The organism is Spirillospora sp. CA-294931, assembly GCF_050946795.1.
Classification (GTDB): domain Bacteria; phylum Actinomycetota; class Actinomycetes; order Streptosporangiales; family Streptosporangiaceae; genus Spirillospora.
Map to the genome: position 1 here is coordinate 6,571,281 of NZ_CP192006.1, position 13,768 is coordinate 6,585,048.

The 13,768-nt window shown below is 70.3% G+C and carries 16 protein-coding genes; 11 read left to right on the plus strand and 5 right to left on the minus strand.

The genetic code is table 11. The annotated features are described in order from the left end of the window. Positions 1-70: 70 nt before the first annotated feature. Positions 71-424: a MerR family transcriptional regulator gene (locus ACQPY4_RS29550; protein ID WP_433326318.1), complete on the plus strand. Its 354-nt coding sequence runs from the start codon at positions 71-73 to the stop codon at positions 422-424. Positions 425-429: 5 nt separating this feature from the next. On the opposite strand, the gene ACQPY4_RS29555 is transcribed toward ACQPY4_RS29550, so the two are convergent. Both ACQPY4_RS29555 and ACQPY4_RS29560 read right to left on the minus strand, forming a co-directional pair. After that, positions 430-621 (minus strand): DUF397 domain-containing protein, encoded by a 192-nt coding sequence (locus tag ACQPY4_RS29555; protein ID WP_433326320.1) that lies wholly within the window; start codon positions 619-621, stop codon positions 430-432. Beyond that, positions 618-1,424: a helix-turn-helix domain-containing protein gene (locus tag ACQPY4_RS29560; protein WP_433326322.1), complete on the minus strand. Its 807-nt coding sequence runs from the start codon at positions 1,422-1,424 to the stop codon at positions 618-620. The genes ACQPY4_RS29555 and ACQPY4_RS29560 overlap by 4 nt, the downstream gene beginning before the upstream one ends. Positions 1,425-1,527: 103 nt before the next feature. On the opposite strand from ACQPY4_RS29560, the gene ACQPY4_RS29565 reads away from it, so the two are divergent. After that, positions 1,528-1,980, plus strand: coding sequence for an ATP-binding protein (locus tag ACQPY4_RS29565; protein WP_433326324.1), 453 nt, complete (start codon positions 1,528-1,530; stop codon positions 1,978-1,980). 72 nt (positions 1,981-2,052) lie between these two features. Then, positions 2,053-2,502, plus strand: a complete 450-nt coding sequence (locus ACQPY4_RS29570; protein ID WP_433326326.1) for an ATP-binding protein — start codon at positions 2,053-2,055, stop codon at positions 2,500-2,502. Positions 2,503-2,647: 145 nt separating this feature from the next. On the opposite strand, the gene ACQPY4_RS29575 is transcribed toward ACQPY4_RS29570, so the two are convergent. After that, a complete protein-coding gene (locus ACQPY4_RS29575; protein WP_433326328.1) occupies positions 2,648-4,000 on the minus strand; it encodes an aldehyde dehydrogenase family protein in 1,353 nt (450 codons plus the stop codon). 205 nt (positions 4,001-4,205) lie between these two features. On the opposite strand from ACQPY4_RS29575, the gene ACQPY4_RS29580 reads away from it, so the two are divergent. Continuing rightward, positions 4,206-5,087: an SMP-30/gluconolactonase/LRE family protein gene (locus ACQPY4_RS29580; RefSeq protein ID WP_433326330.1), complete on the plus strand. Its 882-nt coding sequence runs from the start codon at positions 4,206-4,208 to the stop codon at positions 5,085-5,087. Here ACQPY4_RS29580 and ACQPY4_RS29585 read toward each other — a convergent pair. Then, positions 5,046-6,272 carry an ROK family transcriptional regulator gene (locus ACQPY4_RS29585; protein WP_433326332.1) on the minus strand — a complete coding sequence of 409 codons (1,227 nt, stop codon included), beginning with the start codon at positions 6,270-6,272 and terminating at the stop codon, positions 5,046-5,048. The genes ACQPY4_RS29580 and ACQPY4_RS29585 overlap by 42 nt on opposite strands. A 247-nt stretch (positions 6,273-6,519) precedes the next feature. On the opposite strand from ACQPY4_RS29585, the gene ACQPY4_RS29590 reads away from it, so the two are divergent. The 7 genes from ACQPY4_RS29590 (at position 6,520) to ACQPY4_RS29620 (ending at position 13,410) form a co-directional block, all read left to right on the plus strand. Continuing rightward, positions 6,520-7,776, plus strand: a complete 1,257-nt coding sequence (locus ACQPY4_RS29590; RefSeq protein ID WP_433339076.1) for an extracellular solute-binding protein — start codon at positions 6,520-6,522, stop codon at positions 7,774-7,776. Between the two features lie 18 nt (positions 7,777-7,794). Next, on the plus strand, positions 7,795-8,772 hold the full coding sequence (locus ACQPY4_RS29595) for a carbohydrate ABC transporter permease (RefSeq protein ID WP_433326334.1): 978 nt from the start codon (positions 7,795-7,797) through the stop codon (positions 8,770-8,772). Continuing rightward, positions 8,769-9,614: a carbohydrate ABC transporter permease gene (locus ACQPY4_RS29600; RefSeq protein WP_433326336.1), complete on the plus strand. Its 846-nt coding sequence runs from the start codon at positions 8,769-8,771 to the stop codon at positions 9,612-9,614. The genes ACQPY4_RS29595 and ACQPY4_RS29600 overlap by 4 nt, the downstream gene beginning before the upstream one ends. After that, positions 9,611-11,062 carry a glycoside hydrolase family 3 protein gene (locus tag ACQPY4_RS29605; RefSeq protein ID WP_433326338.1) on the plus strand — a complete coding sequence of 484 codons (1,452 nt, stop codon included), beginning with the start codon at positions 9,611-9,613 and terminating at the stop codon, positions 11,060-11,062. Before ACQPY4_RS29600 ends, ACQPY4_RS29605 begins: the two co-directional genes overlap by 4 nt. A gap of 49 nt (positions 11,063-11,111) precedes the next feature. Beyond that, positions 11,112-11,576 carry an RrF2 family transcriptional regulator gene (locus tag ACQPY4_RS29610; protein WP_433326340.1) on the plus strand — a complete coding sequence of 155 codons (465 nt, stop codon included), beginning with the start codon at positions 11,112-11,114 and terminating at the stop codon, positions 11,574-11,576. 6 nt (positions 11,577-11,582) lie between these two features. Beyond that, positions 11,583-12,389, plus strand: coding sequence for a DNA-formamidopyrimidine glycosylase family protein (locus ACQPY4_RS29615; protein WP_433326342.1), 807 nt, complete (start codon positions 11,583-11,585; stop codon positions 12,387-12,389). A 106-nt stretch (positions 12,390-12,495) separates the two neighbouring features. Beyond that, a complete protein-coding gene (locus ACQPY4_RS29620; RefSeq protein WP_433326344.1) occupies positions 12,496-13,410 on the plus strand; it encodes a LysR family transcriptional regulator in 915 nt (304 codons plus the stop codon). Positions 13,411-13,535: 125 nt separating this feature from the next. Here the strand turns inward: ACQPY4_RS29620 and ACQPY4_RS29625 are convergent, their stop codons facing one another. Then, the gene (locus ACQPY4_RS29625) at positions 13,536-13,751 is read right to left on the minus strand and encodes a DUF397 domain-containing protein (protein WP_433326346.1); all 216 of its coding nucleotides are present in this window, start codon (positions 13,749-13,751) and stop codon (positions 13,536-13,538) included. Positions 13,752-13,768 lie beyond the last annotated feature (17 nt).

Consider the following 13,768-nt stretch of genomic DNA (forward strand, 5'->3'; position numbering starts at 1 on the left):
CGGCATGGTCGCCCGTCTCCGTGCGGTTACGCTAAAACCTCACATCGATGAGAGAGTCAAGGAGGCGGGCGTGCGCATCGGGGAACTCGCCCGGCGGACCGGCGTCAACCATCGGCTGCTGCGCTACTACGAGGAGCAGGGCCTGCTGGAGCCGCAGCGGCGCCCGAGCGGATACCGCGAATACGCCGACACCGACGTCGAACGCGTCCGGCGCATCCGCACGCTGCTGGCCGCCGGGCTCAACACCGCCACCATCGCCGACGTCCTGCCCTGCACCGTCGACACCGGCGACGGCCTTGCGGCGGCCTGCCCGGACCTCCTGACCGACCTGCGCCACGAACGCGATCGCATCAGCGACACGATCACCGAGCTGCACGACGCCCGAACCATGCTGGACGCCATCATCACCGCCACCCAACGCTGAGCGCCTCAGGCCGTCTGCGACCCGCCCTGCTTGATCTGCTGGGTGAGCGAACGCCAGTCGGCCACGGTGAGAGCCAGCCTCGGCCCGTCAGGGTCCTTCGAGTCCCGGACGCCGATGTTTCCAGCGAGGTCGGCAACTTCGACGCAGTTCGACTCCTCCGCGCTGGTGCTGCGGCTGGACTTGCGCCACTGAGTCATTGGTAAGCCTCCATCGTTCTTTCGATCAGCGACAGGGAGGGGCCCACCGTGGTGGCGATGTCCCCTATGCGGTCGTACCCAGTCGAAAGGTACTGCACTTCCGGAGGGTCCACTATGAGGCGACCTCGCCCCGCTGCGTCCGCGTAGACGATGTCCCTGTCGTCCACCGTCAATACCTGAAATGATCCTTCGACGCCCATGTGGCCGCCCGCGCCCTTCTCCAGCACCCGCACGCTGACGTTGGGAAGTTCTGCCATTTCGATCAGGTGGGCAAGCTGGCCGCGCATGATCGTGGCATTGCCGAAAACCTCCTCCAGCACCACCCAGTTGAGGATCACGAAGACCTGCGGGGGCTTCGGCCGCTCGAATACGGCCGCCTGCCGGGCCAGCCTCAATTCGACAGCCCGGTCGAGGTCCTCGTTGAGCCCGGCGGACAGCACCGCTCGCGCGTAGTCGGGGGTTTGGAGAAGACCCGGGACCACCGAAATCTCCCACATCCGCAGGCGTGTTGCCCGTGGCTCGTATTCCTTGAGCCCGGTGAACCAGTCGCCGTCATCGGTCGCGCTCGCGAAGCCCACGAGGTGCGTGAACAGGCCCTCCGTGGCCCACAGCTCGTCCAGCCTGCCCGCGTACGCCAGCGAGAGCCTCCGGAGGCCGTTCTCGATCCTGGAAACAGTGGAACGATCACATTCGAGCAGGTCCGCGAGCCGCGTTCCGGAGATCTTGTGCAATTCGCGCTGCCTTCGCACCTCAACGGCGATGAGGTGCCAGAGTGAACGGTTCGGATCCAGAACATCACTCATTGCCATCGTCCTTTCGGATTGTTGCCATCCTTGTCGGAACGTAGCGAAGTTAAGCCGAGAGGCCCACCCTTGTCTCTGAGACGAGAAAAGAAAGGACGGCGGGATGGGCAGCGACACCGCGATTCACGACGAATTGGACATAGGCTTGCCGGGGACGCTTACTGCACCCGGTCACGTCCGCACCCTGCTCCGATTCCGGCTCACCGAATGGGGGCTCGACCACCTCGCGCACGACCTGTGCCTGATCGCCGGTGAATTGATCGCCAATGCGGTGCAGGCGACACCCGGGAGAGAAATCCGCGTCAGATTCGTCCCCGAGCCGGACGCCGTCCGGCTGTGCGTCTGGGACTCCTGCGACCGCAGTCCCATCTCCACACCGGTAACGGAACTGTCACCCGAAGACATTGTCCCCGACCTTCGGGCCCTCGACCCGGGGCACGACGACGGCACGGGCGGCTGGGGGCTGCCCATCGTCGAGGCACTCGCGTCCGAGTGCGGCGTGCACCCGACCGAGCCCCACGGGAAGTGGGTCTGGGCACGCCTGGCGATTCGCTGAACACTCCGGAGCGATTCGCGTAACGACACGCCTCCTTCGCCGTCTTATGAACGAGAGAGAAGAGGCGGCGCGATGGGTATCGAGACCATGGTCCACGACGAGCTCGACATGACCTGCCTGGCGGCGCGCACGGCGCCCGCGCAGGTGCGGACGCTGCTGGGGTTCAGGCTCGCCGAGTGGGGCCTGGATCGCATCGCGCACGACGTGTGCCTGATCGCGTCCGAGCTCATCGCGAACGCCGTGGACGTGACCCCCGAAGGGCAGATCCGGATCAGGTTCACCCGAGAGCCCGGGGCGGTCATGTTGTCGGTCTGGGACTCCTCCGACCTGCGCCCCATCGCCCGCCCCGTCGAGGAGTGGTCCTTGGACGACATCACTCCCGACCCGGAGGCCCTGGACGAGGGACACGACGACCAGACCGGCGGCTGGGGCCTGCCCATCGTCCAGGCGCTCTCCTCCGAATGCGGCCTCCAGCCCACCCAGCCCGGCGGCAAATGGGTCTGGGCCAGCCTCGCCTGCTGAGGCCCGTCTGCACGGGTGTGTGCAGGGCTCTGCTGTGCTTGAGGTGAGTTGCTTTTGGGGGGTGCGGGGAGCGGAGCCCCCGCCTTGGGGGTTTGGGGGCGGGAGCCCCCAGTGAGGCTGTCCGAGCGTTAGCGAGGGCGATGCGTTAGGAGGGGCGGAGGGCGGAGAGCAGGTCGGCGGGGAGGTTCTGGAGGGCGACGGGGCGCAGGAAGCGGCGGACGGATTCGGTGCCGACCGAGGTGCTCCAGGGGGCGCTGGTGGCGGGCCAGGGGCCGCCGTGGATCATGGCCTGGGTGACCGCCACGCCGGTGGGGACGCCGTTGTAGATGATGCGTCCGGCGATGCCCGCCAGGGCCGGGAGCAGGCGGGCGACCTGGTCGGTGTCTTCGGGGGTGGCGATGATGGTCGCGGTGAGCTGGCCGCCCAGGCGGGACGCCAGTTCGGTGTAGGTGGCGGGGTCGGCGAGGTGCAGGACGGTCGTCGGTCCGAAGTGCTCCTCGGCGAACTCGCCTTCGAGCTCGGGCGCGATTACGGCGAAGGGGCGGACGGTGTAGTCCGCGCCCTCGGCCGCCGTGCCTCCTGCCGCCATGCCCTCGGTTGCGGAGCCCTCCACCTGGGTTTGCCAGCGGCGGTGTTCGGTGGCCATGGGGGCGGTGAGCATCTGCTGGTCGGCGGCGGCGTTGATGCGGGCCACCACGTCCTGGGCCAGGGTCTCGCCCTCGGCCGAGTCGGGGGCGATGATCACGCCGGGCTTGGTGCAGAGCTGGCCCGCCGAGCCGACCACCGCGCCCGCGAGGGTCTGTGCCCAGTCCAGGTCGCGGGCGGCGCCCGGCAGGACGAACACCGGGTTGACGCTGCCCATCTCGGCGTACACCGGAATGGGCTCCGGACGAGCCGCGGCGGCGTCCATCAGCGCACGGCCTCCCCCGGGGGAGCCGGTGAACGCCACGGCCTTGATCGAGGGATGGGTGACCAGCTCGATCGAAACGTCGGGGCCGCCCTCGACGAAGGTGAACGTGCCCTTGGGGGCGCCGGCTCCCTCGATCGCCTCGGCCAGCAGCGCGGCGATGCGGCGTGACAGCCCCGGCTGTGCCGGGTGGCCCTTGACCACCACCGGGCAACCGGCCGCCAACGCCGAAGCGGTGTCACCACCCGCCACGCCGAAGGCGAACGGGAAGTTCGACGCCCCGAACACCGCCACCGGACCGACCGCGAGCTCCACCGTCACGATGTCCCCGCCGCCCGGGGCCGCGCCCGGGGAGCTCAACGGCCGCAAATGACCGCCCGCGAACACATGCTCGCCCAACAGACGCAACTGGCCCGTCGTGCGGGTCAGTTCGGCCTCCAGACGTTCGGTGCCCAGCCGCGTCTCCGCGCGGGCCAGCTCGACCAGCTCGGGACGGGCCGCCTCAAGGGCCTCGGCGCACGCGTTCAGCAGCTCCGCGCGGCGCGCCGCCGCCCACCCGGAGTATTCGGTGGAAACCTCAATGTCGATCATGTGTTCTCCCGCGCGCTTAGTGGGGACGGCCTGACCCTTCGCATCCTGTCGCAGCGGCCCCGCAGGTCAAAGTCCGAAACCGGGTCGGGCAGGCGGCTCGGGAGTGTCATCGGCGTTTACTCGGAACCAAAGCCCGGCCATCGGTTGCGCATGAGCTTATTGTGTCCCTCGTGGACCTTGTCTTCGACGGTGCGGAGCCGTCGGTATGAGCGGCTCAGGGCCCCTGTGCGAGTCGGGTGAGGGCCCCCGCTGGGACGACTCCCGGCAGGAGCTGACCTGGGTCGATCTGACCGCCGGACGGCTGCACGTGGCCTCGGTCGACGGCCCCTGCCTCCAGGAGCCGGTGCGGACGTGCGGCACCGGCTCCCGCACGCTGGGGATCGCGGTGCCGCTGCCCTCGTCCGGCTGGCTGGTGGCGACCGGTCCCTCGCTCGCGCGGCTGAGCATGATGGGCTCGCTCCAGCACCTGGCGACACTGGAGCGTCCGGGGCACCGGCTGAACGACGGCGCCTGCGATCCGCGCGGGCGCTTCTGGGTCGGCGGCATGGCCGACGACGCCAGGCCCGGATCGGGCTCGCTGTTCCGGGTCGACCTCGACGGCTCGGTGTCGCGGGTGCTGGTCGACATGACGCATCCCAACGGGCTGGGCTGGAGCCCCGACGGCGGCACGATGTACGTGACCGACAGCGGCGTCCGGGAGATCACCGCCTATGACTACGACGTCGGCTCCGGTTGGCTCGGCGGGCCCCGGCCGTTCGTCCGGCTGGACGACGGCGGCGTCCCGGACGGCCTGTGCGTCGACTCCGGCGGCGGCGTGTGGGTCGCGACCTCGACCGGACGCCAGGTGCGCCGCTTCGCCCCCGATGGGACGGTCACGATGATCCTCGACGTCCCGGCGCCCCGGGTGTCCGCCTGCGCCTTCGTGGGGCCCGAACGCGACGTCCTGGCGGTGACGACGGGGAGCTCGGGCGGGCTGCCCGAAGGGCGTCTGTTCCTCTACCCGACGCGGGCGCGGGGCCTGCCGTCGCCTCCGTTCTCGGGTGAGCTACCCCGGGGCGGAGAAGACCTCGTCGCGCGCCTCTTCTAGGGCCCGGTGCAGAGCGCCCCGCAGGACCGGGTTCCCCTCCACCTCGCTCACGGCGACGGCGGGACGGGTCGGGCTGATCCGTCCGGCGGCCTCTCCGATGCGGGCGGCGAGGGGCTCTCCCCCGGCCCGGCCGAGCTCGCCGGACAGCACCACGAGCCCCGGGTCGAGCACTATGGTCACCGACGCGACGCCGTAGGAGATGCGCCCGGCCAGTTCGTCCAGGAACGTCCCGCCGAGGTCGAGGTCGGCCGCCGCCGCGCGGACGCAGTCGACGGCGGTCGTCCCAGGCACGCCGTGCCGGTGGGCCAGGTCGCGGACGGCGTCGGCGCCGACGAGCGCGCCGTAGCCACCGGCAAGTGCGGGGATGCCCCAGGTCGTGGAGTCGGTCGTGCCGAGCGGCAGCGGTGCCCCCGGGACGGGCAGGTAGCCGATCTCGCCCGCGCCGCCCGAGCGTCCTCGGTGCAGCCGGCCGCCGAGCATGATCGACAGGCCCAGGCCCCGGTCGAGCCACATCAGCGCGAAGTCCTCGGCGTTGCGGGCGGCGCCGTAGGACCGCTCGGCGATGGCCGCCAGGTTGGCGTCGTTCTCGATCACCACCGGACGGCGCAGGTCGGTGCGCAGGCCCTCCAGGACGCCCTCGTGCCAGGCGGGCAGGTCGAAGGCGAACTTGACGTCGCCCGATCGGGGGTCGACGACGCCGGGCGTCCCGACCACGACCGCGTTCAGGCGGCGCAGCGCCACCTTCGCCGAGCGGCACGCCTTGACCACGGCGTTGTGCACCGATTTCACGGGGTCGACGCCCCCGTCGTCCCACTCCCCGTTGGCCGTCGAGCTCGGCTCGCCCGCGATGATCGCCGTGGCCTGGCTGAGGATCGTGCCGGTGATGTCGGCGACTCCGGCGGTCACGCGGTCGGGCCCGACCTCCAGACCGGCGACATGGGCGCTGGACGGGACGACGGCGTACAGGGCCGCGTTCGGGCCGCGTCCTCCGGCCTGCTCGCCCACGACCTGGACGAGTCCGCGTTCCTCCAGCCGCGACAGCAGCTGGGAGGCGGTCACCTTCGACAGCCCGGTCTGCTCGCCGATCTGTGCGCGCGTCAACGGGCCCTGCCCCACCAGCAGGTCCAGCGCGGCGCGGTCGTTCAGTTCGCGCAGCAGCCGGGGCGTCCCCGGGCGTTGGGCCATGCTCGTCCCCCAAAGTCTCAATCCGCTAACGGACCGTTTTGTTTAGGAAAGTTTCTTGTTAGTTTACGCCCAAGCGTCTCACCGAGGCCCCGCCGGGGCAAGGCGAAACGCGGCGGGCAGGGCACCCGAGGCAGGGCTGCACATAGAGATGGGCATGGCTGGACCCTAACGGTCCGGGCCCTCTCCACCCGTACCGCAGGGCAAGCACGGACGCGAGGCGTAGCGGAAAGGAACCCCTGTGAAGTACATGAAGGTGGCGGCGACGACAGCCGCGATCGCCCTCGCCGCCACGGCATGTGGCGGCGACGGCGATGACGAGGGCGGCTCGGGCAAGGCACCCGCGCAGCTCAAGGTCTGGATGATGGGCGAGGGAACGCCCGAGCAGACCAAGTTCCTCGACGGGGTCGAGGCGGAGTTCAAGGCCAAGCACTCCGGCACCGATGTCGTCGTCAAGTACGTCCCGTGGCCCCAGGTCGCCACGACGTTCCAGAAGGCCGACGCGGGCGGCGAAGGGCCGGACGTCACCGAGCTGGGGAACTCCGACGTCCAGTCGCACATCGAGGCCGGCCGGCTGGCCGACGTCTCCAAGGACTTCGGCGCCTGGGCCGACGGCAAGAACCTCAACAAGACCGCGCTGGCCAACGACCAGTCGGAGGGCAAGACCTACGCGGTGCCGTGGTACGGCGGCGTCCGGGCCGTCTGGTACCGCAAGGACTGGTTCCAGGAGCTGAACATCCAGACGCCCAAGACCTGGGACGAGCTGCGCGCCGCCGCCAAGAAGATCCAGGACGGCAAGAAGGTCCCCGGCATCGGCGTGCCCAGCGACCAGACCAACGCGCTGCTCAGCTTCATCTGGGGCAACGGCGGCGACGTCGCGGTCAAGGAGGGCGGCAAGTGGGTCGGCAAGCTCGACCAGCCGCAGGCCAAGGAGGCCGTGGAGTTCTACGCGGGCCTGGTCAGCAAGGACAAGGTCGCCCCGGCCAAGTACGTCGGCAAGAACGAGCTCGAGGGCCCGCAGCGCGACTTCGCGCTCGGCAAGCTCGGCATGTACTTCGACGGGAGCTGGGCCCTGAAGGAGATGAAGAAGATCTCCGACAAGGACGCCGACAAGTGGGACGTCTTCCCGATCCCGAGCAAGGCCGGCGGCAGCGCGCCGGTCATGGCGGGCGGCTCCGACCTGGCGGTGTGGGCCGACAGCAAGGCCAAGGGCGCGGCGTTCGAGTACATCCAGCTGCTGAACAACGCCAAGAACGCCAAGGGCTGGGCCGACTACAGCGGCTTCTCCTCGATGCGCTCGGACGTGCAGTTCTCCGACCCCAAGCTGGCGGCGTTCGGGCCGATCGCCCAGAACACCAAGTTCCCGCCGATCAGCGCGGGCTGGGGCGAGTTCGAGCAGGCCAAGAAGGTCCTGCCCAACACGGTCAAGTCCATCATGCAGGGAGGGTCGGCGGACGGTGAGCTGAAGAAGGCGAACCAGCAGGCCGGCACGCTCCTCAACCCCTGACCGATCGGACCTGAGTCCATGCTCGACACCGCACCCGCGGTACGGAAGGCGCCGGGCCGCAAGAACCGCACCGGCCCGGCGCGCTCCGGCCGCCGCAGGATCCGCACGGGGCCGTACCTGCTGATCGCCCCGACGGTGCTCGTCATCGCCGTCCTGATGTTCTGGCCGATGATCCAGATCGGAATCATGGCCTTCCAGAAGGTCGGCAGCCGCCAGCTGCGCGGCGCCCCCGCCGAGCAGGTCGGCACCGAGAACTTCCGGACGATCCTGGACGACCCGTTCTTCTGGCAGACCCTGCGCAACACCGTGCTGTTCGCGGTGGTCGCGGTGACGCTGACCATGGTCGTCGGGACCCTGGTCGGGCTGCTGCTGAACCGGCTCGGCTCGAAGATGTCGAACCTGGTCGCGGGCGGGGTGATGGTCGCGTGGGCGACCCCGCCCGTCACCGCCGCGATCATCTTCACCTGGCTCTTCGGGACGACCGGCGGCCTGGTCAACTGGTGCCTGGACGGCCTGCCGGACTGGCTGGTCGGCAGCGGCTGGTCCGACTTCAACTGGTTCGGCAGCCCGCTGCCGACCTACACCGTCCTGACGGTGTGCGTGGTCTGGCAGGCGTGCCCGTTCGTGGCCGTCTCGGTGCTGGCGGGGCTCAAGAGCGTCCCGTCGGAGCTGTACGAGGCGGCCCGGGTGGACGGGTCGGGCCCGTGGCGCTCGTTCTGGGCGATCACGTTCCCGATCCTGAAGCCGATCTTCCTCGTGCTGCTGGTCATGTCGATCATCTGGGACTTCAAGGTGTTCACCCAGTTGTTCGTGATGGCGGGAATGGCCAACCGCGACGCCTTCAACCTCTCGCTGTACGCCTACTCCGAAGCGTTCGGCTCGCTCAACCCCAAGCTCGGGATGGGCTCGGCGATCGCGCTCGTCCTCACGGTGATCCTGCTCGTGGTCACCGCGGCCTATGTCCGGCTCATGGTGCGTCAGGGGGAGACCCGATGAGAGCCTCCAAACGGCTCAGGAAAGTGAGCCTGAACGTCACCGGGATCCTGGTGTTCCTGATCGCGGTGTTCCCCGTCTTCTGGATGGTCTCGACCGCGTTCAAGCCCAACACCGAGATCTTCAGCACGACCCCGAAGCCGCTGCCGTCCAGCCCGACGTTCGACCACTTCGACCTGGTGCTCAACGGCGGCATCGCCGACACGCCGTTCTGGAGCTACTTCCGCAACAGCCTGCTCCTCGCGCTGGCCACCGTCGTGGCGTCCAGCCTGCTGGCGGTGCTGGCGGCGGTGGCCGTGGCGCGGTTCAGGTTCCGCTTCCGCACCACCTTCCTGATCATGCTGCTGGTGGTGCAGATGGTCCCTTGTGAGGCGCTGGTCATCCCGCTGTTCCTCGACCTCAAGCGGATGGGCATGCTCAACAGCCTGCCGGGGCTGGTGGTGGTCTACATCGCCTTCGCCGTCCCGTTCGCCATCTGGATGCTGCGCGGGTTCGTCGCGGCCGTCCCCCGGGAGCTGGAGGAGGCCGCCGCGATCGACGGCGCCGGCCCGATCCGGACGTTCTTCAGCGTCCTGCTCCCGCTGATAGCGCCCGGGCTGGTGGCGACCAGCATTTTCTCGTTCATCACCGCGTGGAACGAGTTCATCTTCGCGTTCACGTTCATCGAAGACCAGGAGAACTACACCTTGCCGATCATGCTGCAGTTCTTCTTCGGCCGCAGCGGCAACGCTTGGGGGCCCATCATGGCGGCGTCGACGCTGCTCACCCTGCCGGTCATCGCCTTCTTCCTCGCCGTCCAGCGCCGGATGGTCTCCGGCCTGACCGCCGGGGCGGTGAAGGGATGAGCCGCGAGGACATCGCCCGGCTGGCCCGGGGGACGCTGCTCCCCGCCTTCGCGGGCGCCGTCCCGCCCCGCTGGCTGCTGCGGGAGGTGGAGCGCGGCCTCGGCGGCGTGACCCTCTTCGCGATCAACGGCAACGTGCCGGGACCCGAGGCGCTGGCGGGGCTCACCGCCGAGCTGCGCAAGGTCGGCGCCCCCTTCGTCGGCATCGACGAGGAGGGCGGCGACGTCACCCGCCTCGGCGGGCACATCACCGCCAGCCCGTACCCGGGGAACGCCGCCCTCGGCGTCGCCGACGACCCCGAGCTGACCCGGCGCGTCTACCGGTCGCTGGGCGCCGAACTGGCCGAGGTCGGGGTGAACCTCAACTTCGCGCCTTCGGTGGACGTCAACACCGCCGACGACAACCCGGTCATCGGCACCCGCGCCTTCGGGTCCGACCCCGCCCTGGTCGCGCGGCACGCCGCGGCCGCGGTCACCGGGACCCAGGAGGCGGGCGTCGCCGCCTGCGCCAAGCACTTCCCCGGCCACGGCGCCACCGTCGAGGACTCCCATCTGGGCGTCCCCGTCGTCGACGCCGACCTGGCGCTGCTGGACCGGCGCGAGTTCGTCCCGTTCCGCGCGGCCATCGAGGCCGGGACGCGGTCGGTCATGACCGGGCACCTCAACCTGCCCGCGATCACCAGCGGCATCCCCGCCACGCTCTCCCCCGAGGCCATCACCGGGCTGCTGCGCGAGCGGCTCGGCTACCAGGGCGTCATCGTCACCGACGCGCTCGACATGGAGGGCGCGTCCGGCGCCATCGGCATCCCGGAGGCGTCCGTCCTGGCCCTGCTCGCGGGCGCCGACCTGCTGTGCCTGGGCCCGCGCGAGCACGAGGCCAGCGTCCAGGCCACGCTCGCGCACATCGAGGCCGCCGTCCGGACCGGACGGCTGCCGCTGGAACGCCTCCAGGACGCCGCGCGCCGCACCGAGGCCCTGCGCGCCTGGCTCGGCGGGCGGGGCTCGGCGTCGGTCGACCGGTCCGCCGGGCTGGACGCCGCGCGCCGTGCCGTCAGCGTCACCGGGGACCTGCCCGCGTGGAACGGCACCCCGCCCCTGGTGGTGGAGCTGGAGGCGACCGGCAACATCGCCGTCGGGCCCACGCCCTGGGGCCTGGCGACCTGGGCGCCCGACCTCGTCCGCGTCTCGGGGGCCGCGCGGGAGGCGCCCGACCTGCTGCGTCACGCGGGTGACCGGGGGCTGGTGATCGTCCTGCGCGACGCCCACCGCCACACCGGCCAGCGGGCCCTGACGACCGCGCTGCTCGAAGCCCGGCCGGACGCCGTCCTGGTCGAGATGGGGCTGCCGGTCTGGCGTCCGGACGGGGCCGTCCATCTGGCCACCTACGGCGCCACCGAGGCCAACGCGCGCGCGGCCGCCGAGCTGCTCGGTCTGGTCACGGCGGCCTGAACTGCGGGGCAAAGCCCAACCAGTCCGATCGGCAAGGGATAATAAGACCATGCGATTGTCCGCACGGGTCGACTACGCGCTGCGTGCCGCCGCGGAGCTGGCTGTGGCCGGGAGTCATCCGGTCACAGCGGTCCAGCTCGCCGAGGCCCAGCAGATCCCACCCAAGTTCCTGGAGAACATCCTCGGCCAGCTGCGCAGGTCCGGACTCATCCGGAGCCAGCGCGGCCCCGAGGGCGGTTACTGGCTGGCCAAGCCGGCCGACCAGATCTCCATGGCCGACATCATCCGCGCCATCGACGGCCCGCTGCTCGGCGTCCGGGGCGAGCGCCCCGAGCACGTCGGCTACGAGGGCCCGGCGCGGTCCCTGCAAGAGGTGTGGATCGCCCTGCGCGCCAGCGAGCGCGCGATCCTCGAACAGGTCAGCCTCGCCCACATCGCCTCGGGCGAGCTGCCCGAGCCGGTGAACCGCCTCACCGAAGACCCGGCCGCCTGGGAGAGCCCCTCCCTGATCTGATTCGCCATGCCCGAAGGCGACACCGTCTGGCTGACCGCCCGGCGCCTCGACGAGGCCCTGACCGGGCGGTCACTGACGTGCAGCGACTTCCGCGTCCCCCGCCTGGCCACCACCGACCTGCGCGGACGCGGCGTCCTGGAGACGGTTCCGCGCGGCAAGCACCTGCTCACCCGCGTCGAGGGCGGCCTGACCGTCCACACGCATCTGAAGATGGACGGCACATGGCGCGTCCGTCCGGCGGGCCCTCCCCCACGCGACCACCGCCTCCGCCTGGCCCTGGGCAACACCGACCACCTGGCCCTGGGCTTCTCCCTGGGCATCGTCGAGCTGCTGAGGACCGACCGCGAATCCGAGGCCGTCGGTCACCTTGGCCCCGACCTGCTGGCCCCCGACTGGGGCCCGGACCTGGCCGCCGAGGCCGTCCGCCGCCTGGCGTCCGCCCCGTCCCGCCCGATAGCCGAGGCCCTCCTCGACCAAACGCGCCTGGCAGGCATAGGCAACGTCTACAAGGCCGAGGCCCTGTTCCTCAGCGGCGTCCACCCCCTGGCTCCCGTCCGGGACGTCGCCGACCTCCCCGCCCTGGTAGACCTCTCCCACCGCCTCCTGGACGCCAACAAGACCCGCCACGGCCACATCACCACCGGCGACCGCCGCCGAGGCCAGGAGCACTGGGTCTACGGCCGCGCGGGCCGTCCCTGCCGCCGCTGCGGCACCAGAATCGACCGCGCCACCCAGGCCGACCGCACCACCTACTGGTGCCCCCGCTGCCAGCCGGTCGACGCTCGGCCGGGCCCGACCGAGTCGCCGCCGTGAACCGGGTCGCCGGATCCAACGCCCGCACCTAGATCGTCGCCTTCCCGGGCAACCCAAGTCAATTCCAGGGTTCTCTTAACCACACCCAAGCTCTAGCTTAGAGCTCATGACACTGGACGACCTCCGCGCCTTCGTAGCCGTCTGCGAGGCGGGCAACCTGAGCGCGGTGGCCCGCGACCTCTCCCGCAGCCAGCCGGCGGTAAGCCAGCACGTGAAGCGCCTGGAACGCGAGACCGGCCTCGTCCTGCTGGAACGCCGTCCCCGCGGCGTCTCACCAACCCGAGCGGGCGAGATCCTCTACCGGGCCGCGGCCGACGGCCTGGCCGGAATCGACGCCGCACTCCGCCAACTGGACGAACTGCGCCGCGGCGTCGGCGGCACCGTCCGCATCGTCACGGGCGCCACGACCGTCCGCCACTTCATGGCCGAGGGCATCGCCGCCTTCCGCGAACAACACCCCGAAGCGTCCCTGCAATTCGTCACCGCGAACTCCACCCGCCGCTGCCTGGCCGCCGTACGAGCCCACGAGGCCGACCTGGCCTGGGTCACCATCGGCTCCGACCAAGAGGGCGTAGAACAACGCCCTTCCTACACCCTCCCCTGGGTCCTGGCCGTCCGCACAGACGACCCCCTGGCCCACCGAGAGAAGATCACCCTCAACGACCTGGCAACCATCCGCCACATCGAACTCCCCGAACACTCCACCTCAAGACTCCGCCTGGAATCCCACCTGGACCAACGAAGCGTGCGCCTGACGTCCACCATGAGCGCCGCCGACTGGGACACCGCCCTCCTCCTAGCCGAACTCGGCCTGGGCCACGCGATCCTCCCCGCCCTCCCCGGCTGGCAGGACGACATCGTCAAACTCATCCCCATCCCAGACCTTCCCCCACTCTCCACCGGCTGGGCCGCCCGCCGCTGGACCGCCCTAACCCCCCTAGCCACCGACTTCGCCACCACCATCCAAACCCACCTACACAAACCCCAACTCCCAAGCCCCCAACCGCAAGGCCCTCGCTAACGCTCGGACAGCTCTCCCTTGGGGCTCCCGCCCCCAAACCCCCAAGGTGGGGGGCTCCGCCCCCCACACCCCCCGAAAACAATCCACCTCAGACGCAGACCGACCCTTGAATTCACGGGGGCCGATTACCCGTCGAGACCTCCGGCCTTGATCACCTCGATGAGGCGCCCAAGCGCGGCCGTGTGCACATGCAATCGCGGCCCTTCCGGGTCCCTGGAATCACGGAACGCTACATAACGCCCCACATTGGCTATCTCGACGCAGTTGCCCTCGCGGGTGTGGCTCGACCTCCTCCACACCGCACCGGACACATGGCTAACGCCGACCTTCTCGTTGTTCATGCGCGGACAGTAATCTC